This is a genomic window from Nocardiopsis sp. NPDC055879 (assembly GCF_053615935.1).
Window position 1 is genome coordinate 100407 of record NZ_JBSHCT010000019.1, and the last position, 23808, is coordinate 124214.

General features: G+C 69.4%; 26 protein-coding genes. 25 read left to right on the forward strand and 1 reads right to left on the reverse strand.

Annotation, left to right across the window (positions count from 1 at the left end; all coding sequences use genetic code 11):
* Positions 1-5 precede the first annotated feature (5 nt).
* From ACWGKS_RS22280 to ACWGKS_RS22340, 13 genes are all read left to right on the forward strand, one after another.
* Positions 6-395: an ArsR/SmtB family transcription factor gene (locus ACWGKS_RS22280; protein WP_452523865.1), complete on the forward strand. Its 390-nt coding sequence runs from the start codon at positions 6-8 to the stop codon at positions 393-395.
* Positions 388-2361: a heavy metal translocating P-type ATPase gene (locus tag ACWGKS_RS22285; protein ID WP_452523866.1), complete on the forward strand. Its 1974-nt coding sequence runs from the start codon at positions 388-390 to the stop codon at positions 2359-2361. Before ACWGKS_RS22280 ends, ACWGKS_RS22285 begins: the two co-directional genes overlap by 8 nt.
* Complete coding sequence (locus tag ACWGKS_RS22290; RefSeq protein WP_452523868.1) at positions 2358-2873, forward strand: signal peptidase II; 516 nt, start codon at positions 2358-2360, stop codon at positions 2871-2873. The genes ACWGKS_RS22285 and ACWGKS_RS22290 overlap by 4 nt, the downstream gene beginning before the upstream one ends.
* Complete coding sequence (locus ACWGKS_RS22295) at positions 2864-3454, forward strand: cadmium resistance transporter (protein WP_452523870.1); 591 nt, start codon at positions 2864-2866, stop codon at positions 3452-3454. The genes ACWGKS_RS22290 and ACWGKS_RS22295 overlap by 10 nt, the downstream gene beginning before the upstream one ends.
* A 185-nt stretch (positions 3455-3639) precedes the next feature.
* Positions 3640-4053, forward strand: a complete 414-nt coding sequence (locus ACWGKS_RS22300) for a hypothetical protein (protein WP_452523872.1) — start codon at positions 3640-3642, stop codon at positions 4051-4053.
* 179 nt (positions 4054-4232) lie between these two features.
* The gene (locus ACWGKS_RS22305) at positions 4233-4913 is read left to right on the forward strand and encodes a DsbA family protein (protein WP_452523873.1); all 681 of its coding nucleotides are present in this window, start codon (positions 4233-4235) and stop codon (positions 4911-4913) included.
* A complete protein-coding gene (locus ACWGKS_RS22310; RefSeq protein ID WP_452523875.1) occupies positions 4910-5554 on the forward strand; it encodes a vitamin K epoxide reductase family protein in 645 nt (214 codons plus the stop codon). The genes ACWGKS_RS22305 and ACWGKS_RS22310 overlap by 4 nt, the downstream gene beginning before the upstream one ends.
* Before the next feature lie 190 nt (positions 5555-5744).
* Complete coding sequence (locus ACWGKS_RS22315; protein WP_452523877.1) at positions 5745-6770, forward strand: cytochrome c oxidase assembly protein; 1026 nt, start codon at positions 5745-5747, stop codon at positions 6768-6770.
* A 381-nt stretch (positions 6771-7151) separates the two neighbouring features.
* Positions 7152-7586 (forward strand): hypothetical protein, encoded by a 435-nt coding sequence (locus ACWGKS_RS22320; RefSeq protein WP_452523879.1) that lies wholly within the window; start codon positions 7152-7154, stop codon positions 7584-7586.
* A gap of 177 nt (positions 7587-7763) precedes the next feature.
* The gene (locus tag ACWGKS_RS22325; protein WP_452523881.1) at positions 7764-8915 is read left to right on the forward strand and encodes a PLP-dependent cysteine synthase family protein; all 1152 of its coding nucleotides are present in this window, start codon (positions 7764-7766) and stop codon (positions 8913-8915) included.
* Positions 8912-10237, forward strand: coding sequence for an MFS transporter (locus tag ACWGKS_RS22330; RefSeq protein WP_452523883.1), 1326 nt, complete (start codon positions 8912-8914; stop codon positions 10235-10237). The genes ACWGKS_RS22325 and ACWGKS_RS22330 overlap by 4 nt, the downstream gene beginning before the upstream one ends.
* Before the next feature lie 141 nt (positions 10238-10378).
* A complete protein-coding gene (locus ACWGKS_RS22335) occupies positions 10379-10786 on the forward strand; it encodes a hypothetical protein (protein WP_452523884.1) in 408 nt (135 codons plus the stop codon).
* Positions 10787-11014: 228 nt separating this feature from the next.
* Positions 11015-12292 carry an Ig-like domain-containing protein gene (locus ACWGKS_RS22340; protein ID WP_452523886.1) on the forward strand — a complete coding sequence of 426 codons (1278 nt, stop codon included), beginning with the start codon at positions 11015-11017 and terminating at the stop codon, positions 12290-12292.
* 170 nt (positions 12293-12462) lie between these two features.
* Here ACWGKS_RS22340 and ACWGKS_RS22345 read toward each other — a convergent pair whose 3' ends face one another.
* Complete coding sequence (locus ACWGKS_RS22345) at positions 12463-12849, reverse strand: ArsR/SmtB family transcription factor (protein WP_452523887.1); 387 nt, start codon at positions 12847-12849, stop codon at positions 12463-12465.
* 123 nt (positions 12850-12972) lie between these two features.
* On the opposite strand from ACWGKS_RS22345, the gene merA reads away from it, so the two are divergent.
* From merA to ACWGKS_RS22405, 12 genes are all read left to right on the forward strand, one after another.
* Positions 12973-14373: a mercury(II) reductase gene (gene merA / locus ACWGKS_RS22350; RefSeq protein WP_452523889.1), complete on the forward strand. Its 1401-nt coding sequence runs from the start codon at positions 12973-12975 to the stop codon at positions 14371-14373.
* Between the two features lie 576 nt (positions 14374-14949).
* Complete coding sequence (locus ACWGKS_RS22355; protein ID WP_452523891.1) at positions 14950-15321, forward strand: BlaI/MecI/CopY family transcriptional regulator; 372 nt, start codon at positions 14950-14952, stop codon at positions 15319-15321.
* Between the two features lie 41 nt (positions 15322-15362).
* Positions 15363-16331 (forward strand): M56 family metallopeptidase, encoded by a 969-nt coding sequence (locus tag ACWGKS_RS22360; protein WP_452523893.1) that lies wholly within the window; start codon positions 15363-15365, stop codon positions 16329-16331.
* A gap of 495 nt (positions 16332-16826) precedes the next feature.
* Positions 16827-17189, forward strand: a complete 363-nt coding sequence (locus ACWGKS_RS22365) for a hypothetical protein (RefSeq protein ID WP_452523895.1) — start codon at positions 16827-16829, stop codon at positions 17187-17189.
* A 236-nt stretch (positions 17190-17425) separates the two neighbouring features.
* Positions 17426-19648: a heavy metal translocating P-type ATPase gene (locus tag ACWGKS_RS22370; protein WP_452523897.1), complete on the forward strand. Its 2223-nt coding sequence runs from the start codon at positions 17426-17428 to the stop codon at positions 19646-19648.
* Between the two features lie 78 nt (positions 19649-19726).
* Positions 19727-19894 (forward strand): multicopper oxidase domain-containing protein, encoded by a 168-nt coding sequence (locus ACWGKS_RS22375; RefSeq protein WP_452523964.1) that lies wholly within the window; start codon positions 19727-19729, stop codon positions 19892-19894.
* A 307-nt stretch (positions 19895-20201) separates the two neighbouring features.
* Entirely contained in the window at positions 20202-20468 is a 267-nt protein-coding gene (locus tag ACWGKS_RS22380; protein ID WP_452523899.1) for a hypothetical protein, read from the forward strand.
* Between the two features lie 862 nt (positions 20469-21330).
* Positions 21331-22326, forward strand: a complete 996-nt coding sequence (locus ACWGKS_RS22385) for a cytochrome c biogenesis CcdA family protein (RefSeq protein WP_452523901.1) — start codon at positions 21331-21333, stop codon at positions 22324-22326.
* Complete coding sequence (locus ACWGKS_RS22390) at positions 22313-23044, forward strand: peroxiredoxin family protein (protein ID WP_452523903.1); 732 nt, start codon at positions 22313-22315, stop codon at positions 23042-23044. The genes ACWGKS_RS22385 and ACWGKS_RS22390 overlap by 14 nt, the downstream gene beginning before the upstream one ends.
* On the forward strand, positions 23044-23319 hold the full coding sequence (locus tag ACWGKS_RS22395; RefSeq protein ID WP_452523905.1) for a glutaredoxin family protein: 276 nt from the start codon (positions 23044-23046) through the stop codon (positions 23317-23319). The genes ACWGKS_RS22390 and ACWGKS_RS22395 overlap by 1 nt, the downstream gene beginning before the upstream one ends.
* A 19-nt stretch (positions 23320-23338) precedes the next feature.
* Positions 23339-23539: a hypothetical protein gene (locus tag ACWGKS_RS22400; RefSeq protein WP_452523907.1), complete on the forward strand. Its 201-nt coding sequence runs from the start codon at positions 23339-23341 to the stop codon at positions 23537-23539.
* Between the two features lie 5 nt (positions 23540-23544).
* A complete protein-coding gene (locus ACWGKS_RS22405) occupies positions 23545-23769 on the forward strand; it encodes a hypothetical protein (RefSeq protein ID WP_452523909.1) in 225 nt (74 codons plus the stop codon).
* Positions 23770-23808 lie beyond the last annotated feature (39 nt).

The window sequence follows — 23808 nt, forward strand, 5'->3', positions numbered from 1 at the left end:
GTCTTATGACGATGAATAGCACGGATGGATGCCTCGCCACAACCGCGGGCGTGGGCGCCGCCGAGGCCCTCTTCCACAGCCTCTCCGACGGCACCCGGCTGGCCATCGTGCGCCGCCTGGCCCAGGGTGAGGCGCGGGTGGCCGACCTGGTGGCCCAGTTGGGGCTGGCCCAGTCCACGGTCTCCAAGCACGTGGCGTGCCTGCGCGACTGCGGCCTGGTGGACGGGCGGCCCGAGGGACGCCAGGTGTTCTATTCCCTGGCCCGCCCCGAGTTGATGGAGCTGTTGGCCTCAGCCGAGATCCTGTTGGCCGCGACCGGTCAAGCGGTCGCGCTGTGCCCCAACTACGGAACCGACAGCCAGACCACGACGACGATGGAGGTGCGCGGTGAGTGACGCGTGCGGATGCGGCGGCGACGAGCCCCGCACAGGAGAAGAGGCCGAAGAGCACGAGCCGGAAACGCTGTGGCAGGTCGGTGAGATCCGCTTCGCCGCCGTGGCCGCGCTGCTGCTGCTGGCCGGTTACGGCGCGGGCTGGGTCGGTGCCCCCGACCTGGTGGGCTTGGTGCTCAAGACCGCCGCCCTGGCCATCGCGGCCTGGACGTTCGTGCCCGGCACCGTGCGCCGTCTGACCAAGGGCAGGATCGGCGTGGGCACGCTGATGACCATCGCCGCTATCGGTGCCGTGCTTTTGGGCGAGGTGGGCGAGGCCGCGATGCTGGCGGTGCTCTACACCATCGCCGAAGGGCTGGAGGAGTACTCCGTGGCCCGCACCCGGCGCGGCCTGCGCGCCCTGCTGGACCTGGTCCCCGACCAGGCCCGGGTGCTGCGCGACGGAGCTGAGCGCACCGTCGACCCGGCCGAACTGGTCGTGGGCGACACGCTGGTGGTGCGCCCGGGCGAGCGCCTGGCCACTGACGGCGTCCTCGCCTCCGGGCACACCAGCCTGGACACCTCCGCCATCACCGGCGAGTCCGTCCCCGTCGAAGCAGCCCCGGGGGACGAGGTGTTCGCCGGATCCATCAACGGCACCGGCGTGCTGGAAGTGAGGGTGACCACCACGGCCGCCGACAACTCCCTGGCCCGCATCGTGTCCGTCGTGGAGGCCGAGCAGTCCCGCAAGGGCGCCGGACAGCGCCTGGCGGACAGGATCGCCAGGCCCCTGGTGCCCGGGGTGATGGTCGCCGCCGTACTCATCGCCGCCCTGGGAGCCCTGTTCGGCGACCCGCTGACCTGGATCGAACGCGCCCTGGTCGTGCTGGTGGCCGCCTCCCCGTGCGCGCTGGCCATCTCCGTGCCCGTCACCGTCGTGGCCGCGATCGGCGCCGCCTCCAAGCACGGCACCCTGGTCAAGGGAGGAGCCGCCCTCGAAGCCATGGGCCGCATCCGCACCGTGGCCCTGGACAAGACCGGCACCCTGACCCGCAACCGGCCCGCCGTCATCGAAACCGCCCCCGCCCCCGGCCACACCACCGAGCAGGTACTGGCGGTGGCCGCCGCGTTGGAGGAGCGCAGCGAACACCCCCTCGCCCGCGCCATCTTGGCCGCCGCACCCGCCCCAGAACGTATCGAGGACGTCGAGGCGCTCACCGGCGCCGGGCTCACCGGCACCCTGGGCGGCCGAACCGTGCGGCTGGGCCGCCCGGGCTGGATCGACCCAGGCCCCCTGGCCCAGGACGTGGAGCGGATGCAGCACGCCGGGACCACCGCCGTCCTGGTCGAGGACGCAGGCCTCGTGATCGGTGCCATCGCGGTGCGCGACGAGCTACGCCCCGAAGCAGGCGAGGTCGTCTCCTCCCTGCGCGGTGCGGGCTACCGGGTCGTGATGCTCACCGGCGACAACCACGCCACCGCCGCCGCCCTGGCCGCCCAGGCGGGCATCGACCCCGCCGACGTGCACGCCGACCTGCGCCCCGAGGACAAGTCCCGCATCGTCGGCCAGCTCCGCACGCACGGCCCCGTGGCGATGGTGGGCGACGGCGTCAACGACGCCCCGGCGCTGGCCACCGCCGACCTGGGCATCGCCATGGGCGCGATGGGCACCGACGTGGCCATCGAGACCGCCGACGTCGCCCTGATGGGCGAGGACCTGCGCCACCTGCCCCGTGTCCTGGCGCACGCCCGCCGCTGCCGGGCCATCATGTGGCAGAGCGTGGGGCTGTCACTGGCCATCATCATCGGCCTGATGCCCCTGGCCCTGTTCGGCGTCCTGGGCCTGGCCGCGGTGGTGCTGGTGCACGAGCTCGCCGAGGTCGTGGTCATCGGCAACGGCATCCGCGCCGGACGCACCCGCAAGCTGGGTCTGACCCCCGGTGGTCCCGCCACCGCCGCACCGCGCGAGCGCGTGGAGGCCGGGGCGTGACGCCGACGACACCGGCCACGGTCAGCACGCTCTCCCGTTGGGGCGTGCTGGCCGCCGCAGCCGCGCTCGCAACCGCCGACCTGGCCCTGAAGGCCCTGGCCGAGCACCAGCTCACCGGCGGGCCCGGACCGCATCTGTTGGGGCTGCTGGAGTTGCGCCTGACCTACAACCCCGGCGTCGCCTTCAGCCTGGGCGCGACCCTGCCAGCCTGGACCATCGTGGCCGTCACCGGGCTCATCACCGCCGCCGTGGCCGCCTACACCTGGCGCACCGCTCCCACCACCCCGCTCGTGGGCCGCATCGGCCTGACCGGGGTGCTGGGAGGTGCGCTGGCCAACCTCATCGACCGCAGCCTGGACGGCGTGGTCACCGACTACCTGCACACCGGCTGGTGGCCCACCTTCAACCTCGCCGACGCCCTCATCGTCGGCGGCGCGGTGCTCCTCGTGCTCACCGCCGCCCGCCAGCCCGAACCGGCACCGTCGGGCAAGGACCCTGGCCCGTGGGCCTGACCACCATCGCCCAGGCCGTCGGCCTGTTCGCCGTCACCAACATCGACGACATCGTGGTGCTCGCGCTGTTCTTCGCCCAAGGGGCCGGGCACCGCGGGGCCACCGCTCGAATCGTGGCCGGGCAGTACCTGGGCTTCATCGCGATTTTGGCCGCCGCGCTGGCCGCCACCTTCGGCGCGAGCTTCCTGCCCGAAGCGGTGCGCGCCTACTTCGGGCTACTGCCGCTGCTACTGGGCCTGCGCGCGGCCTGGAAACTGTGGCGCGGCGATGACGACGATGACGCCCCCGACAGCAACGGCGGCCCGGCCCTGCTCACCGTCGCCACCGTCACCTTCGCCAACGGCGGCGACAACATCGGCGTCTACGTCCCCGTTTTCGTCACCGTCGGCTACGCCAGCCTGGCCATCTACGCCGCGGTCTTCCTCGTCCTGGTCGGTGTGCTGTGCGCGGTCGGCAAGTTCCTGGCCACCCGCGCCCCCATCGCCCGCGCACTCAGCCGCTGGGGGCACATCCTGCTGCCCCTGGTCCTCATCGTCCTGGGCATCGTCATCCTCATCGAAGGAGGCGCCTTCGGACTGTAGGCACGTTCCACCCGGGCCCGTCACGTACCGGTGGATCCGAACATCCCAGTTCCCGATAGCCACGTCCCTGGCAGAGAAGGACGGGGAGTACCGCATCTTCGAACAAGTGCGCTGCCCTTGACGAGAAAAGCGGGGTCTGACCACGGTCACGCGGTGACCTGGGTATTGTTCGACTCGTGGCCGAGGTGACCAGTACACGACGACAGCGGACCCCCATGCGGGTCCTGCTGCTCTCGGTGCTGGTGTTGGGCCATTTCCTCTGCTCGGTCTGCCACGCCGCCGTCGCCACGGCCGACACCACGACTGAGGTCGGCTCGGCACCCGCTGCTGTCCAGACGACGGGCGCAACGGCCAGCAGTGTGGCACTGCACGGTCTGGATGAGGACGGTCGGTCCGTCTGCGCCACCGAAGGTGACGTCAGCGTCGATCTGCGCCTCACCGCGGCAGAGATGCTCATCCTTCTCATCTTCGGCATGGTTGTCGTCGCCGCGCTCTGGCTGGCACCACCGCGCCCGGGCCCATGGCTCACCCGCCGCCCCCTCATCACCACGCGCAGCGGGCCACCGCTGCTCCTCTCCTTGTGTATCCAGCGGGTATAGGCCGAATCCTCTTTCACGGGCTTCGGCGCTGACGCGCGCGCCCGTGTACGGCCTTCTTCCCTGTGCCCTGGCCCGACCGCCGTCGTGCTCCGCCTGCCGACCGAAGACCTGTCGGACATGGCGGTGAAGCGCGCGGACACGGACCTTTCGCGGCCGACCCGCTCAAGTCTGGATGTGACATGACCAGAAATCTCGCCATCACCCTTGTCCTGCTCACCGGTGCCGTGCTCTCCCTCGGCATCTTCGCCTACAGCGCCAACCGAGGCCCAGCCGCTCCCGAGGGCGCCTCCAACGCCGCCGCTCCGTCTCCTGCCCTCGCGCCTGAGGACCTGCTGGTGCGCGAGAACAGCCACTACCTGTCCCGAGCCGAGAACTCCGAGGTGACGGTGGTGGAGTTCCTCGACTTCGAGTGCGAGGCCTGCCGCGCCCAGTTCCCCGTCATGGAGAAGCTGCGCGCCGACTACGAGGGGCGGATCAACCTCGTCATCCGCTACTTCCCCCTGCCCGGCCACACCAACTCCGAGGCCGCCGCCACCGCTGTGGAGGCCGCGGCCGAGCAGGGCGCGTTGGAGGAGATGTACGTCAGGATGTACGAGACCCAGCCCGAGTGGGGCGAGTCCCAGGAATCCAAGGCCGAGGTGTTCGTCGGCTTCGCCGAGGAGCTCGGCCTCGAGGTGGACGAGTTCACCGCCACCATGGAGGCCCCCGCCACCTTGGAGCGTGTGCGCGACGACTTCGCCGACGGCGTCCAACTGGGCGTCCAGGGCACCCCGACGATCTTCGTCAACGGCCGCCAGACCGCGTCGATGGCCAACTACGAGACGCTGTCGTCGATGATCGACATGGAGCTGGGAGCATGAGCGCCGCACCCGTGCTCCAGGAGACCGACGTCACCGTCCCGGGCGCCGGGGTTCCCGTCATCAGCCGCGCTCTGCCCTGGCTTCTGGCTGTCGGCGGCGCGATCGGACTCGTCGCGGCCATGGCACTGCTGGTCGAGAAGATCCGCGTCCTGGACGACCCCGACCACGTGCCCTCGTGCAGCATCAACCCCGTGCTCTCCTGCGGCACCGTGATGGACACCCCCCAGGCCGCGGCCTTCGGGATACCCAACCCGATCATCGGCGTCGCCGGCTTCGCCATCGTGACCACCATCGGTATGGCACTGATCGCCGGAGCGCGCTTCGACCGCTGGTTCTGGCTCGGGCTCCAGGCGGGCACTCTGTTCGGGGTGGGCTTCGTGCACTGGCTCATCTTCCAGAGCCTGTATCGGATCAGCGCGCTGTGCCCCTACTGCATGGTCGTGTGGGCGGTGACCATCCCGCTCTTCTGGTACGTCACCCTGCACAACCTGCGCTCCGGCCACGTCCCCCTGCCAACCGCTCTGCACCGGCCGATCGACGTGCTCGCCCGCAACCACACCGTGGTGCTCACCCTGTGGGCCCTGGCGATCATCGCGGCCATCACCCAGGCGTTCTGGACGTACTGGACGACGCTGCTGTAGAAGCGGCCGCCCGATACCGCCGATGCGATGGGCGCGTACCCATCGCCATGTGCCGACCAACGGGGCCGGGACCGCGCGAGACGAATCGGCATGCACGTACGCGGCGCGGGCCGGAACGCGCCAGCGGTGTGCACCAGTCGTTTCGAAGCGCGCTCCGACGTCCCAGCCTCGCTGACCTCTTGGAGAAACTGTGAACGACAGTATGAGCATGGACCACGGGATGAGCGGTCCGATGTGGGTGCCCGTGGAACCGCCCACCCTGGAGGGACTGCTCGCCTGGCATCCACAGCCCTATGCGATCTTCCCGATCCTGTGCGCCCTGCTCGCCGGCCTGTACGCGGTCGGCCTGGTCCGCCTGTGGCAGCGCGGCATCCCCTGGCCGATCGGCCGTACCGTGAGCTGGTTGGTGGGGGTGGCCCTGGTGCTGTGGGTGACGGCCACCGGCATCGAGGGCTACGGCATGGCGATGTTCAGCGTCCACATGTTCCAGCACATGATCCTGACCATGCTCGCGCCGGTCTTCCTGCTGATGGGCGCACCCGTGACCCTCATGCTCAGGACGCTGCCCGCTGGCAAGGGGAAGCGGGCGGCGCCGCGGCGAGCACTGGTGTGGCTGCTGCACAGCCCGATCGCCAAGGTGGGCGCGCACCCGGTGTTCACCCTGTCGCTGTTCGTCTTCAGCCTCTACGGCATCTACTTCACTCCGATCTTCGACACCCTCATGAGCAGCGTGTGGGGGCACTACTTCATGCTGCTGCACTTCCTCGTCACCGGGATCATCTTCTTCGGGCCGGTGTTGATGGTGGACCCGTGGCCCGGGACGAAGAACCACCTGATGCGGATGATGCTCATGATGGCCGGGCTACCCTTCCACGCCTTCTTCGCGATCGCGATGATGATGGCCCCGGGTCCCATCGTGCGCTTCTTCGCTTCCCCGCCTCCGTCGTGGAATGTGGACGTCATCGATGACCAGCTCTGGGCGGGCGGCCTCACCTGGGTGTTCGGTGACATCCCCACCATCGTGGTGATGCTTGTGCTCGCCGTGCTGTGGATGCGTTCCGATGACCGGCTCGCCCGGCGCAAGGACCGCCAGGCCGAGCGTGACGGAGACGCAGAACTGAACTCCTACAACGCCTATCTCCAGCGGTTGGCCGACCATGAGGCCGCGGCACGGGAAGCCGGTGGCCGTCCCGCCCCGTTCGTCGTGAGGCGCTGACGGTCAACCCACAGGGCCACGGCGACGAGTCCGCCCAGCATGTTGGCCGCAGCAGGCACGAGCGCCAGTAGTACGACGAGCCGCAGGTTCTCCCTGTGGCCCCCTGTCCCTCACCCCCTCTGGTCGAACACCGGAGAGAGAAGGGGAGGAGCAGAAGCGGACCGGTGGGTCGGCTCAGCGATGCGGACCGCGGACCGAACGTCGTCGCCGTTGAGCCGTGGACGGCTTTCCTCGACGGCACTCGTAGGTCGGTTCCGCCATCGGCACCGACCGCACCACGGACAGATGAACACACCAAACCACAGCCCAGTGACGCAACTCACTCGGACTCCGATCGCAACCCTGGCGCAATCATGTGGTTACTTTAAGTAGTCTTCGTGTGTGCGCGTGGAAAAGGCGGCGATCGTGGAGCGGCGGGGGCTGTGGCCCCTTCTGCTGCTGTCGTTCGTTGCCGTCGCACACGTGCTGTGCTTGGCCGGGCATGCGGCTGACACGGTGGAGGCACCGTCGGTTTCCCCTGCGGTCCACGCGGCGGCCGAGCAGCTGGACAGGGGTGCCGTTTCCACCTCCGCCGCCCCTCACAAGCATTTCGTGGGAGAGCACCACGCCCACGACAGCACTGCCGGTTCCACCGCCGACCAGCGTGGTTCCACCGCGAAGCTGTGGCTGCTGCTGTTCGACACGGGTATGGCGTCCACCGCCGTGCTGTGGTGTCCTCCGCTGCGCGGCCATCTCCGACGGCAGGTCGGAGAGCGGCGGATTCGGCGGCGAAACGCCGCCCGACTCCTGCTCTCACTCTGTGTCTGGCGGGTCTAGAAGGACCTTCTTCTGTTCCGGCCGATCACGTCGGCCCGAACAGGACCTCATCCGTCCTTCACCGTCTTCGCGTCGCGGCCTCCTGCCAGGCGCGGACACGGCGGGCCGCGGCGCCTTCGAGGCGCGCGTCCCGGTGGTTCACGTATCCCGCTGTGACGCAGCGGGTGGGAGAGATCCGTGCAGACCAACACCCTGGGCGAGGCCATGCCCGAAACCAGTCCCGGCCGCCTGCTGGCCACCCCTACCGCGATGGCCCAGCACACACTGGCCGGAGTCGTCGGCAACACGCCACTGCTGTGGATCGGAGAACCGTTCTGCGGTACTGGACAGGGCTTCTGGGCCAAGCTCGAAGGCCACAACCCCGGCGGTATCAAGGACCGGCCCGCGCTGTACATGGTCGATCGCGCCCGCCAACGCGGACAGCTCGCACCGAAGGCGATGATCGTGGAATCCACCAGCGGAACCCTCGGACTGGGACTCGCCCTGGCCGGGATCACCTACGGGCACCCGGTGGCGCTGGTCACCGATCCGGGGATGGAGCCGCTGATGCAACGGCTGCTCACCGCCTACGGCGCGACCGTGCACACCGTCACCGAGCCGCACCCCAGCGGCGGATGGCAGCAGGCCCGGCGGGACCGCGTACGGGAACTCCTCGCGGACGAGCCCGGCGCCTACTGCCCCGACCAGTACAACAACCCCGACAACGTCGGGGCCTACACCTCGCTCGCCCACGAGCTCATCGCCCAGATGGGCCGGATCGACACCCTGGTGACCAGCGTAGGGACCGGTGGCCATTCGGCCGGGGTCTCACGGGCTCTGCGCCGGTTCCTCCCCGATCTCACGGTGGTGGGCGTCGACACGGTCGGCTCCACCATCTTCGGCCAGCCCGCCGGGGAGCGGCTGATGCGCGGCCTCGGCAGCAGCATCCACCCCCGCAACGTCGACTACGCCGCCTTCAACGAGGTGCACTGGGTGGACGCCGCCCAGGCCGTGCAAGGCGTCCGCGCCCTGACGGCCTCCCACTACACCAGCGGAGGATGGAGCGTCGGCGCGGTCGCCACGGTGGCCCGCTGGCTCTCGCGCACCCGACCGGCGACCGAGCGCGTCGTCGCGGTCTTCCCCGACGGACCCCAGCGCTACTTCGACACCGTCTTCAACGACGACTACTGCGTCGCGCACGGCCTGCTCGGACGGCCGGTTCTCGACGATCCCGACGAGATCGCCCACCCGCGCGAACGCGCCGTGACCCGCTGGACCCGCTGCACCCGGGTCACCGATCCGCGTCGGCACGGCGCCGACGCGGCCATGGCGTTGGAGGGACGGCGATGATCGAGACCTGGAGGCGCCTGCGGGGATTCGACCGCAGTGTGAAGCTGTTGATGGTCAACCAGCTGACCATCAACACCGGCTTCTACATGCTCATGCCCTACCTCGCCTTCCACCTCACCGACAGCGTGGGTATGGCCGTGTGGACCGTCGGGCTCGTTCTGGGCATGCGCAACCTCACCCAGCAGGGCATGTTCCTCGTCGGCGGCAGCATCGCCGACCGGCTCGGCTACAAACCAGCGATCCTGGCCGGCTGCGCCCTGCGCACCGTGGGCTTCGCGGCACTCGGCTTCGCCGACTCCCTCCCGGTACTGCTGCTCGCCTCGGCCGCGACCGGCTTCGCCGGGGCGCTGTTCAACCCGGCTGTGCGCGCCTATCTGGCCCAGGACGCCGGCGATCGGCGCGTCGAGGCCTTCGCCCTGTTCAACGTCTTCTACCAGACCGGCATCCTCATCGGACCGCTCATCGGCATGGCGCTCATCGCCGTGGATTTCTCCGTGGTGGCGAGCGTCGCCGCGGCGTTGTTCCTGGCCCTGACCGTGCTCCAGGCCCGGGCTCTACCCGCCCGGCGCGCCCCGTCCGTCCAGCAGCGGGCAGGCGTCCTCGGTGTGTTGGAGGACTGGCGCACAGTGCTGGCCAACCGGGGCTTCGTCGTGTTCACCGTCGCCATGGCCGGGTCCTACGTGCTGAACTTCCAGGTGTACCTGGCGATCCCGTTGGCGGTCCAGGACTCCGCCGCAGCGGTGGGCCTGGGTTCGGACACCGGAAGCGCGGCGGTCGCGGCCCTGTTCGGGGTCTCGGCACTGGTCGCGATCATCGGACAGGTCCGCATCACCGACTGGGCCAAACGCCGCTGGGACGCCGCGCAGGCGCTCCCGCGCGGCCTTGCCGTCATGGCCCTGGCCTTCCTGCCCATTCTCGCGATGCCGCCCGTCACCGGAGCCGTACGCGATTCAACGGCGCCGCCCCTGGCCGTCGCCGCGCTCATCGTGGCGCCTGCGATGCTCACCGTCGTCCTGCTCAGCCTCGGCACGGCGCTCGTCTATCCCTTCGAGATGGACACGGTGGTCCGGCTATCCGGAGACCGGCTGGTCGCCACCCACTACGGCCTCTACAACACCGTCTCCGGAATCGGCATCACGCTGGGCAACCTCCTCGTCGGAGCGGGACTGGAACTCGATCCGCCGGTCTCCACCACGGCTCCCTGGCTCGCCCTGGCGGCGCTGGGAGCGGTGTGCGCGCTGAGCGTGGGGCTGATCGGCCGGACCGGCAGGATTACGGCCGCATCCACGCCTGGTGAACCCGCTGCCTCACCGGTGGACTGACCGGCCGGGCCGCGGTGTGGCACACACCACCGCGGACTGACAGGCACCCACGCTCGGTGGCATGGACAGAGGACGCGTCGGTGGCACACCGGCGCGTCCTCGCGGCCGTCGTCGCCGGACTCTTTGGGTAGGGTTTGTGCCGTGTTGGCGATGATCCCGAGGCTGCGTTGGCGACCCCGAACATGGGCCGTGCTGCTGCCGCTGCTGTTCGTCGCCCACTTCCTCTGCGCCGCCGGCGCCATGGACACCGCTGCGGCGGCGGAGACCAACGGGACCACCGCCGTTGCCGGATCGGCGTCGGCGGGAGTCGGCTCTCCCGTCTCCGACGGCACCGCCGAAGAACACCATCTGTGCCAGGTGGATTCGAGCGCCAGCGCCGATCAGCGCACCTCCCCGGTCGCGAAAGCCGTCCTGCTGGGCCTGGGCACTGGCACAGTCCTGCTGCGAGCGCCCCTTCCACGCGCGCTCCCGTGGCAGCCCTCGACCGCTGCCGCCGTTCCCTGGAGCGGGACGCGCCTGCTCTTCTCGCTCTGCGTGCAGCGGGTCTAACCCCGGTTTCCCCGAACACCCGGCCTGTTCTCCGCGCGGAGTCGCCGCACCATGACCGCGGGCACGGCTTCCTGCTTCGCGCCGGGCACCATCGACGCCCGCCGCCTCGGCCGCCGCGCGACTTGGACGGCACCGCGTCATCACCCTTCCCCACTCCCCCGATTTCCTCCCGGGCCTCCCCTGTTCTCCCGGAACAGAGGTCCCGAAACCCCAGACGGAGCATCCACGATGACGGGCACCACCCCTCCCACTCCGAACAGACGCCTCGCGCTCGGCCTGCTCGCCCTTGGCGTGCTGGGCGCGACCGCGTGCTCGGCCCCCCGAGCCGACACCTCAGGTGGCGAGGAACCGCAGGACACCGCCAGCCAACTCGCTGTCCGCATCTCTCCTGAGGACGGTGCGGCCGATGTCCGCCCCGACCTGCCGATCATCGTCAACGCCGAAGGAGGCACCCTCGCTGACGTGCGGGTCAGGACGGCCGGGCAGGAGGATTCCGGCGCCAACGAGATGACCGGCTCCCTCAACGACGACAAGACCGAGTGGACCAGCGACTGGACGCTGGTCCCCGGCGCCGACGTCACCGTGACAGCCACCGCCGAGACCGCTGATGGCGAGAAGACCGAGGTCACCAGCGCGTTCTCCACGCTCGCCGCCGCCGAGGGCCAGCGCCTGGGACTGCAATCGAACTTCCCCACCAGCGGCCAGACCGTCGGCGTGGGCATGCCCGTCATCGTCAACTTCGACCTGCCCGTGCAGAACAAGGCGCGCGTGGAGGCAACGATGGAGGTGCTCTCCGAGGAACCGGTACAGGGGGCCTGGAACTGGTTCGGCGACCAGGCGGCGGTCTTTCGTCCCGAGGAGTACTGGCAGCCCAACCAGAACGTCACCGTGAACCTGCGCCTGGCCGGCGTCCAGGCGAGCGACGGCGTCTACGGCGTCGAGAACCACCAGCTCGACTTCACCGTCGGCCGATCCCAGATCAGCACCATCGACAGCGACACCAAGCGCATGACCGTCGAACGCGAGGGCGAACAGATCCAGGACTTCCCCACCAGCATCGGCCGGGCCGACGTCGAGAGGTACACCACCACCAGCGGCGTCCACCTCATCATGGAGAAGTACGAGGAGCTGGTCATGGACTCCTCCACCGTGGGCGTCCCGGTCGACGGTCCCGACGGCTACAAGCTCGAAGTCGAGTACGCCGTCCGCTTCTCCGACAGCGGCGAGTTCACCCACGCCGCCCCGTGGAACGACCAGCTCGGCGAGGCCAACCTCAGCCACGGCTGCCCCAACCTGGCCACCGCCGACGCCAGGTGGTTCTACGAGAACTCCTCCATGGGAGACCCGCTGATCGTCACCGGAACCGACCGCGAACTCGAAGTCGACAACGGATGGGGCTACTGGCAGCGCCCCTGGGACAAATGGCTGGCCAACAGCAGCACCGGCACGGCCGACGACACCGGTGAACCCGGCACCCCGGGCTCCCCTCACGGCGAGGCCGAGTAAGGCGTCCTGAACCGGCCGGGGCCCGCGGCCATCCCCGCGGGCCCCGCCTCTGTGCCGGTGCATCGCACGCCTGTCGGCCCGAAGGGACACTCGGTACGCTCGGCCCGGTCCCCAGCCTGGGACAACTGCGTCTTGGCGTTGAACAGGGCCATGGAGAAGGCACCGCCCCTCTAATGGGTGTGGGCGTCGATGCGCTCACAGCACGCCAGGGCGGACCGATTGTCAGCGGCCAGGGCGCGGGCGAGCACCACCAGGTCGGCCACCCGCGGGTCGATCACCCGGTAGTAGGCACGGCGACCCTCACGACGTGCGGCCACGTACCCGCAGTCAGCCAGACATGACAGATGCGTCGACACGCGTCCCTGGGACAGGCCCACATGCTCGACGCACTCGGTGACGGTGTGCTCGGCGTGCGACAGGAACTCCAGCAGCCGCAGCCGCGTGGGATCACCCAGAGCACGGAAGAACTTCGCGACCACCTCCACCCCGGCCCCCGAGTCGGGGAACAGCGCCTGCGGCCCGAGCCGAGCCTGGTCTTCGCTCACGGTGTCGTTCACAGGAACACGTCCCTCCCACTCCCTTGATGCATTTGCCTAAGCGGATACTATATGGGCGAAATGCATTTGCCAAGGCGAATAAAACCAGGTCGGCCGAGTAGCCGAAGTGCAGGAGGAACGGTCATGGCTTTTGATCTGGCGGTCATCGGTTCGGGCGGTGCGGCGTTCGCCGCCGCGATCGCGGCGCGGCGCAAGGACCGCTCGGTGGTGATGGTCGAGCACGCAACCATCGGCGGAACCTGCGTCAACACCGGGTGCGTGCCCTCCAAGGCGCTGCTGGCCGCCGCCGAGGCGCGCCACATCGCCCTCTCCGCGGACCGGTTCCCCGGCATCCGCGCCGGTGCCGAAGAGGTGGACTTCGGTGCGCTGATCGGCGGCAAGCGCGCGCTGGTGGAGGGCATGCGCGCGGACAAGTACGTCGACCTGGCCAAGGAGTACGGCTGGGAGATCGTGGCCGGGCACGCCCGCTTCACCGAGGGCCCGGTACTGGAGGTGGAGCTGGCCAACGGCGGAAGCCAACGCATCGAGGCCGCCCACTACCTGATCGCCACCGGCTCGGCCCCCTGGGCACCCCCGATCGAGGGCCTGGACGGGGCCGGGTACCTGACCTCCACCACGGCGATGGAGCAGGACCGGCTGCCCTCGTCGCTGCTGGTGGTGGGCGGCAACTACATCGGCCTGGAACAGGCCCAGCTCTTCGCCCGCCTGGGCGTCGAGGTGACCATGGTGGAGATGATGGACCGCCTCGCCCCAGGCGAGGAGCCCGAGGCAGGCGAGGCCATCGCCCAGGTGTTCGCCGATGAGGGCATCACCGTGCGCACCGGTGTCACGGTCTCACGCCTGCGCCGCGAGGACGGCCAAGTAGTGGCCACAGTCGGTGACGGGGAACTGGCCGCCGAGGAGGTGTTGATCGCCACCGGGCGCCGCCCCGCCACCCACGGTCTGGGCCTGGACAAGGTCGGAGTCCAGATCGGCGAGCGCGGCGAGGTCGTGGTCGACGAACACCTGCGCACCGTCAACTCCCGCATCTGGGCGGCCGGGGACGTGACCGGGCACCCGCAGTTCGTCTACGTCGCCGGAGCCCACGGGGCGATGGCGGCCGACAACGCCCTGGACGGAGCCGAGCGCACACCGGACTACACGTACCTGCCTCGGGTGACCTTCACCAGCCCGACCATCGCCGGTGTCGGGCTGACCGACGCCCGGGCCGAGCAGGCGGGCCTGGACTGCGAGTGCCGCGTCCTTCCCCTGGAGAACGTCCCCCGCGCCCTGGTCAACCGCGACACCCGGGGTCTGGTCAAGATCGTCGCCGAACGCGGCACCGGCCGCGTGGTCGGAGTGACCGCGGTCGCCGAAGGCGCCGGGGACGTGATCGCCGCCGCGGTCTACGCCGTCCGAGCGGGAATGACCGTCGAGCACATGGCCGACACCTGGAGCCCCTATCTGACCATGGCCGAAGGGTTGAAGCTGGCCGCCCAGACCTTCACCCACGACGTCGCCAGGCTCTCCTGCTGCGCCTCATGACCCACGACCACGAAAGGCACCCCGACCATGGGCACCGCTCCCGAACAGCTCGCCGACCGCCTCACCACGGCGTTCAACACCACCGGACAACGTGCAGGCCCAACCCCGGGTGTGGCGCACCCTGCTCCGCCTCCCCAGCCAAGACCGGTCCGTCACCACCGGCACGTCCCAAGAGGTAGCCGGACACGAGTGGCAGACAACGGGGAGACAGGAACGTGGTGGCGCCCCCGACCATCAGGGCGAGTGGAATGGCTTACAGCGGCGGGCCGGCGATGAGGAGCTGCGAGCTGTCCATTGAACCGGGCACGGCCCTTGTCGCGGTTCGGGCGGACACGTCATGCGTACAGGTGGAAATGAGCAACACCTTAAGGACTAGGGTACTTAGGTGTACTGCGCCATGGCCTCTGGAGAGTGCCGCACGGACAGGAACTAGGCGCGGTCGAGCGGCCTCCGCTCCTGGTCACCTAAGCTGGTTGGACATACGAGTCGGCGAAACACCGACCGGACAGTGTTGGCCTCATCGGTTCTACGGCACGGGCGGTGGCACCGGCCAGAGGTGCACAGGGAAGGATTTCGATGCCGCGGTTCGGAGACCTGGAAGCGGCGATCATGCAAACCGTATGGGCGTCCAGCACGCCCATACGGGTGCGTGACGTGCTGGAGAAACTGCAGCAAAAGCGAGATATCGCCTTCACGACGGTGCAGACGGTGATGGACATCCTGTTCCGCAAGGGCTGGCTCGACCGCGCCAAGCAGGGCCGCGCCTATGTCTACTGGGCGGCGGCCACCCAGGAGGACTACGCCACTGGTCTGGTCGAGGAAGCACTGGAATCGGCACCCGACCAGGCTTTGGTACTCTCCCGGTTGGTGGCACGGTTGCCGAGTGGTGAACTCGACGGCTTGCGCGAGGCCCTGAACGAGGCGAAGCGGAGCGAGGGCCTGACATGATCGTCGCACTGCTGCTGCTGGCCTATGCCGCGCTGCTGGCGGTGGCCGGTCCGTATGTCGTGCGGCGGGCCAGTTGGGTGGAACGTGCGCCGCGCCTGGGCATCGTGGCCTGGCAGACCCTCAGCACCGCATTCGTCACCTCGCTGGTGCTCGGCGGCCTCGCGTTGAGCGTGCCGGACCTGCGCCTGGGAACCGACCTCGCCACGTTGCTACAGGCCTGCCTGGCCGCGCTGCGCGCCCAGTACGCCACGCCCGGCGGCGCGACGATCGGCGCGAGTGGCGCCGCGCTCGCCCTGCTGGTACTGCTGCGCTGCGGATGGCGCGTGACCGTGACGCTGCTGCGAGCGACCACCGATCGCCACCGTCACCGCGAGACGCTGCGGCTACTCGGTTCCCACCCCCATCAGAGTGGCGCGGTCGTCATCGAGCACGCGGTGCCCGCCGCCTACTGCCTGCCAGGCATGCGACGGCAGATCGTGCTGACCAGCGGTGCCATTGACGCTCTCAGCGAGGAGCAGCTCCGTTCAGTCCTCGCGCACGAGCGCGCCCACCTGAGCGGCCGTCACGACCTCGTGGCCGCCTTGGCCATCGGGCTGAGAACGACCTTCCCGGGGCTGGCCCTTTTCCGGGTGGTCAGCGAAGAGACCACACGCTTACTGGAGCTGGTCGCCGACGACGCCGCCGCGCGCTCCACCCATCGCCTCGTCGCAGCCGAGGCGATGCTGAACGTGGCCGGGCAGCCCAGCCCGGCCGGAGCCTTCGCGGCCGGCGGATCCGGTACCGGGACCCGGGTTCGGCGGTTGATCGCCGGAGTACGCCCATTCGGTCGAGCACGAACCGCGCTCGCCAGCGGCGCCACCGCGGCCTTGATCGCCCTACCGATCGGGGTCTTCACGGGTCCCGCGGCCACACTGCTGGACACTGCCTGCTGCGTCACCGACCCTGCGGCACCGAGCCACGCGGAGGTATGCGCGGCTATGCCGATGACGCGCGACTGCCTGCCGCGGTGACCTTCTGGAACACAAGTGAAGCAAGAACTCCGCCTGCCGCCTGAGACGAGGGTGTTGCCGGCTTCATTGGCCTGGCTCTGATGGGAGGAGACCGACCGTCTGCGCCTTGTGACGGTTGCGGCGGTGACCGGACTGGCGATCTCCAGGCTTCCTCTCGGCGATACCCACGGCGGCGCTCGGAGTCCACGGCAATCACTCCTCGACTTCCAGGTGCACGGGGTCCAAGCCTGGTGAGGGATCTTCGGTGGCTCCAGGGCCATCGACAAAGCGCCCTCACCCGTAATCTCGCGCGACTCGCAGTGGCCAACACGAGCATCGCACCGGTGGGTGCGGCCCACACGCACATGCGCACCGGGGAACGTCCTGTCTACGTGGCGGTCGGTGGTCCCCGCGGGTCGTTCCTGCGGAGAATCCTTGCGAGAACTTGTACCTAATTGACTTAGTTATATAGGTATAGTGTCGTTGAGTGCACGCACTCCGTGGAGGTTACAGATCGTGGCATCGCATCGGCCCAAGGGCACCGCACCGAAGGACAAGGCACCGGCCAAGGCTCCACGGAAGCGGGGGATCGCACAGAAAGCCGCCGCCATGCGCAGGGCGCAGGCGCACCGTGAACGGCGCCGCCGCGTCCTGCTCATGAGCGCGATGGCCATGGTCGCCATCGTGCTGGTCAGGGCGGCCGGCTGGGGTCTCACCAAGCTCTTCTCCGAGCAGACACCGCAGGCCGCGCTACCCGAGGCGGCGACCAGTGATGGCACCTCCGAACTCACCGAGCACCGTCAGATCGCCCTGGTCTACGGTCCGGCCGACGACGATGTGGAGATCCCCGCTGAATTCGACTTCGCACCCGGCGACTGAGACCTGCCGGGACCGGCGACGGTTGATCGCCGAGCCGACGGAGTGGGCGGCCAACGAAACGGATCAGGAGTACCCGCGTTCGTGGAAACCTTCGCCTACTCGATGGTTCTTGCCGGAGAGGAGACCCAGCAACGGTACCGACGCCGTGACCGCTGTCAGCCGAAATTGATCCGGCGTCGGCCGACAGTCCGTCCGCGAGCCCGGCACGCCGAAGAAACGCAGACAGGAGAGTCAGAATGAACTCCAAGGCGAGACTCACCGAGGCCACCGACGCGACACGCGGCAACGTCGAGGTCGAGGAAGAACTCGACCTGGCCGTTGAGGGCATGTCGTGCGCGTCCTGCGCAGCTCGGGTGGAGAAGGCGCTGAACAAGCAGCCGGGCGTGGCCGAGGCGCAGGTGAACTTCGCGACCACCAGGGCCCGGGTCAGCTACCGGCCGCAGGCGGTGAGCGTGGCGGAACTGCAGTCGGCTGTGGAGAAGATCGGCTACCGGGTCGAACCGGTCTCGGCAGAGGAGCCCGCCGAAGCCGGTGAGACCTACGGCGACGAGCAGGCCTACTGGTGGCGGCGCCTTCATCTGGCGTGGCCGCCGTCCCTGGTGGTACTCGTCCTGGCGATGTTCTTCAGTGACGTGGCGTGGGTGGGATGGACCACGTTCGTCCTGACCGTTCCCGTGCAGTTCGTCGCCGGCTGGCCGTTCCTGCGCACCGCGGCCCAGCGGACCCGCACGTTCAGCGCGAACATGGACACGCTCATCGCCATGGGCACGCTCACCGCGTTCTTCTTCTCCGTCTACGAGCTGTTCGTCGGCGGGCACCTCTACTTCGAGATCGCGGCGGTGATCATCACCTTCCTGGTGCTGGGCCGCTACTTCGAGGCCAGGGCCAAAGGACGGGCCTCGGCCGCGATCGGCAAGCTGCTGGAAATGGGCGCGAAGGAGGCCCGACTCGTCGTCGACGGCGAGGAGCGCATGGTCCCGGTGGAGCAGGTGCGCCTCGGCGACGTCGTGCGGGTGCGGCCGGGCGAGAAGATCCCGGTAGACGGTGAGGTCGTCTCCGGGCGGGCCGCGGTGGACGAGTCCATGCTCACCGGTGAGTCCGTGCCGGTCGACAAGAGTTCGGGTGCCAAGGTCGCCGGGGCAACCGTCAACGCCGACGGCCTCCTCACCGTGCGCGCCACGGCGGTGGGCTCCGACACCGCGCTCGCGCAGATCGTGCGTCTGGTGGTGGAGGCGCAGGGCGGCAAGGCCCCGGTGCAGCGGCTCGCCGACCGGGTCTCAGGGGTCTTCGTTCCCGTCGTCATCGTCATCGCCCTGGCCGCGTTCGCCGGCTGGACGCTGTTCGCCCGGGATCCGGCCACCAGCGTCATCGCGGCGGTGACGGTCCTGATCATCGCCTGCCCGTGCGCGCTGGGACTGGCGACCCCGACCGCGATCATGGTCGGCACCGGGCGCGGCGCCGAGATGGGGGTGTTGATCAAGGGAGCCGAGGTCCTGGAGGGATCCAAGCGCATCACCACCGTGGTCTTCGACAAGACCGGCACGCTCACCCGCGGACAGATGGAGCTGACCGACATCGCCGCGGCCGATGACCAGGACGTCGACCAGGTCGTGTCCCTGGCCGCCACGGCGGAGTCGGGTTCGGAGCACCCCATCGGCCGCGCGATCGTGACCGGCGCCGCCGCACGCGGCCTCGACGTGGGCACCGCGGCGGAGTTCGCCAACGTCGCCGGGCACGGGATCCGCGCCGATGTCGAGGGCCGCACCGTCTACGTCGGACGCCGCAAGCTCATCGCCGAGCAGGGCCTTCACCTGCCAGAGGAGCTGCTCCGCCGTGCCGATGAGATGGAGACCGCGGGTCGTACGGCGGTCTACGCCGGCTGGCACGGGCACGTCCGCGGCGTGCTCGGCGTGGCCGACACCCTCAAGGACGACGCCGAGGACGTGGTCCGGCAGCTCCACGGGCTGGGACTGGGCGTCGCCATGATCACCGGGGACAACACCCGCACTGCCGCCGCGATCGCGCAGCGTGTGGGGATCGACCGTGTCATGGCCGAGGTCCTGCCCGAGGACAAGGTCAGCGAGGTGCGCCGCCTCCAGGACGAGGGCCACGTGGTGGCGATGGTCGGCGACGGCGTCAACGACGCCCCCGCCCTGGTGCAGGCAGACCTCGGCATCGCGATCGGCACCGGCACCGACGTGGCCATCGAGTCCTCCGACATCACCCTGATGTCGGAGCGGCTCGACGGAGTCGTACTCGCGATCCGGCTCTCCCGGCGGACGCTGCGCACCATCTACCAGAACCTCGGCTGGGCCTTCGCCTACAACACCGCCGCGATCCCCCTGGCCGCGTTCGCACTGCTCAATCCCATCATCGCCGGAGCCGCCATGGCCTTCTCCTCGGTAAGCGTGGTGGCCAACTCCCTGCGGCTGCGCCGCTTCGGTCGGACCACGACCTGACCGCAGGATCTGTTCCGCCCCTGGCTGTGCGAAGCGGTCAGGGGCGCAACGAATAGGGGGCCGGAGACGTAGCCGCCCCTGCGCCACGGCGCCCGCAAGGACACCGTCCTCGTCGGGCCCGGGCAGCGTGTCAGCGTCGGCTTCATCGCGGACAACCCCGGCCAGTGGCTCATCCAGTGCAACAACGCCTACCACGTGGCCAGGAGGATAGCCACGATCGTCTCCTACCTGCGATCGGGGCGGTAGCGCGGGTTCGGGGAGGAATCCAGCCCGGGCTTGGGGCGGCGCCATGCCCCCGGAGACGGAGACGGACCTGCCGTCGGCCTTACGTCGGGGAGCCCGGGACCCCGTGGAGCGGGTACCTGCCTCGACGGAGGTGCCCTTGGACGGCCGTTCAGGAGCCGTGGGAGCCGTGGGAGCCGTGGGAGCCGTGGGAGCCGTGGGAGCCGTGAGATACAGCACTACCGCACCTCATTTAAACCTATACGACTTAGGTGCATAGGTACATTAGGGGAGTACGATCTTGGACTCCCCGCGCAGAAAGGAGAGGACTATGGGATGCGAGTGGATAGCCGCGGCGGGGGCGACGTGGCAGGGCGCCATGGCGTCGGCCCTCCTGGTCATCGCGGCCGTCGCCGCCATCGGCGTTCTGATCCTGCGGCACGACCGCACCGCCGCTCCGGCTGCCGCATGGCAGACCCCGTTGACGCCGGGTGAGCGCGCGGTCGACATCCTCAAGGAGCGCTACGCGCGCGGCGAGATCGGATACGAGGAGTTCGACCGCCGGCTTGGGCACCTACTGACCGCTCATGGAGAGTGAGCCTGCCCCACCGACGCGCCGACCTGGCGTCCATGGGACTGCGCGGCTCCGCCTCTACGGGGGACAACCCCGGCGCAGGGGCGGCGCGGACGCTGCCGGGCCATGTCGCGGTCGCGTCACCCCATCATCTCGGCCGTGTGCTCGGAACCCTTCACGTGTTTCATGGCGTTGTCCTTGACGGGTGCACATCGCCCCGTGTGTTACCGACGTGCACTCGCCCCACTTCCCGCATGCCTTGCTCACGTGGCACGCGCCATCGGGTGCCGTGGTGAGCGCTGGTACCGCTTCGGCGAAGGCCAGGACTCCGCGGTCGCCAGTGTGGCTGTGGCGCGGATGCTCCAGCGGATGATCTTTCGTGATGACCTCCCGGGTGTTTTCGCGGGCCGGGGTGTACCTGGCGAAGCCGACGAAGCTCGCTGGTCAACTGACCTGCTTAGGCGTACGAGCAGCCGCCACGCGGAGCCCTCGACACGGCGGACGAAGAGGGGTCTCCGCAGCGCAGGTCCGCATGCGACGGAGACGCAGTGCTTTTCGCAGAGAACACCTCGCCGGGAACTCGATCGGCGGTTGGTCGCGGGCGAAACCGACGAGGGGAATTACCAGCGGCTGCGGCACGGATCGAGGAACCGGCAAGCACTCCCCAGCCACCGGCTGCGGCTGGCACGGCACGCCGTGGAGACGCCGTCGCGGGTTCGTCCTCTCCCTGAAGAGCTGCCCACCACCCTCCCGGTCGAGCAGGGCCGCCAGGGCGGCCGGAAGAATTCTCACCGCCCTCTCACCTCTTTCGCCTATATAACTAAGGTGCTTAGGTATACTGACTGCGACGTGCTGGTGTCGAAGGAGGATCTGATGGGGATGGCCGATGGGTGAACTGCTCTTCGGGACGACGCTGGTGGCGTCGTTCCTGGCCGGATTCGTGGCGCTGCTGGCGCCCTGCTGTGTCTCGGTGATGCTGCCGGCCTACTTCGCCACGGGCTTTCGCAGCCCCGGGCGGGTGGTCGGCGCGACGCTGGTGTTCGCGGCCGGGATCGCGGCGATCATCGTGCCGATCGGGCTGGGAGCGGCGGCGTTGTCGGCGGCCCTGTCGCAGTACCACTCGCTGCTGTTCGGAATCGGCGGGGCGCTGATGCTCGTGGCGGGGGTGCTCGTGCTCGCCGGGGTCAAGCTGGCGTTGCCGATGCCGACCGGCAGCGCCCCGATGGGCGCGGGGATCGGATCGATCTTCGCGTTGGGCGCCTTCTCCGGTATCGCCTCGGCCTGCTGCGCCCCGGTGTTGGCCGGTGTGGTCATGCTCTCGGGCGCGGCCACGTCATGGCTGGCCGCGCTGGGTGTGGCGCTGACCTACGTGGCGGGCATGGTGGCCCCCCTCGTGGTGCTGGCCCTGCTGTGGGACCGGCACACCGCACGGGTGGAACGCTTCCTGCGCGGCCGGAGTATCCGGCTGCGCCTGGGGCGGCACGAGCACGTGCTGACGGTGGGCGCAGCGGCCACCGGCGTGCTGTTGGTCGTCATGGGCGTGATCACCCTGATCTCGGCGGTCAAGGGACCCGGCGTGTCCAACGACGGCTGGCAGGTCCGGGTGTCGGCGTGGTTGCAGCACCTGGCCGCGCAGGTCACCGACGCGGTGTCCTGGCTGCCCGGCGTCGTTTTCGCCCTGATCCTGCTGGCCGCGACGGTGTTCGTGATGCGCCGGGCGCTGCGTCCACGCATCCGCCCAACGGACGAGTCCGCCACCCACGACCCGACCTGCACGACCGCCGCCCCTGAGACGCCGGGCTCCCGCTGCGGCACTGACACCACCGACACACCGGCCGCACCCACCACTGTCGAGAGGAGTGCTGAGGATGAGCACCACTGACCGCACCGCCCGGTCGCGCAGCGCGGCGCTACGCACCACGACCACCAAACAGCAGGCGCGCAGGCAACAGCGTAGGAGCATACTCATCATCGGCGCCGCCCTGGCGGCCGTCGTCCTCATCGCCGGCGGGGTCTACCTTCTTCGACCCGGTCCAGAGGCGCCCGAAGGCGGACAGGCCCCGCCAGCCGGTGCCGTGCACGGCACCGAGAAGTATCCCTACGCCATCGGCGAGCCCGGTTCGGGCGAGCAGGCGCCGGACTTCACCCTGCCCGCGACCACGGGTGAGGAGATGAGCCTGTCCGACTACCGCGGCCAGACCGTCCTGCTGTACTTCCAGGAGGGCACGATGTGCCAGGCCTGCTTCGACCAGATCACCGACCTGGAGAAGCAGGGCGACGACATCGAAGCGGCCGGTGTCGACCAGATCCTGTCCATCACCACCGATCCCATCGACGTCTCCACCCAGAAGACCCGCGACATGGGCCTGTCCACTCCGACGCTCGCCGATACCGACCTGGAAGTGTCGGAGCGCTATGACACCAACTCCTACGGGATGATGGGCGGCTCCCACAACGGCCACACCTTCATCCTCGTCTCACCCGACGGCGAGATCCTCTGGCGCGCCGACTACGGCGGTGAGCCGAAGTACACCATGTACCTCCCCGTCGACCAGATCCTGGCCGACATGGAGGCCGACCTGGACGGGGGCGGCGCGTAATGGCCGAGATCACCCTGTTGACCCAGGCCGACTGCTCGTGGTGCGAACACGCCAAGCGCGTGCTCGACAGCGTCGGTCGCGACCACGATCTGCGGGTCACCGAGATCGACCTGGACAGCGACGCCGGCCGCCGACTCGCCCACGAGGCACGGGTGTTCTTCGCCCCCGGCATCCTGCTGGACGGCGAACCCTTCGGCCACGGCCGGCTCTCCGAACGCAAACTCAGGCGCACCCTGCAACGACGCGGGACCACTTCACCACCCACCACCCGCTGACCAAGGAGTCCACATGGAGATGCTCTACATTCTGGCCCTACTCGCCTGCCCTGTCGGAATGGGCGCGATGATGTGGATGATGATGCGCCGCCCGTCCGGCGACCAGGCGACACAGCAGTCCCGCTCTGGCGCGCGGGAGCAGGAACTGGCACAGCTGCGCTCCGAGATCCAGGAACTGCGCACTGAGAACGGCCGCGCTTCCACACCGGAAGGGCGGTAACGGCCGTGGAAACACTGTTGCCGCTGGCGGCGGTGGCCGTGGCTTTCACCGCCACCTACTTCTTCTGCATGCGCCCGATGCGCCGCGGCCAATGCGCCATGGGGCGCGCACCGCAACAGGAGAGCGAGCGGCTCCAGGGCATGGAGCAGCAGCTGCGAGCCGCCCGCGAGGAACTGCAGGAGCTCAGACGGCAGCAGGCCCGTTCCACCGGCGCTGCCGACAACTCCTGACCGCGAGGTGGGCCCGGGCGGTCGCGACCCTCATGAGAA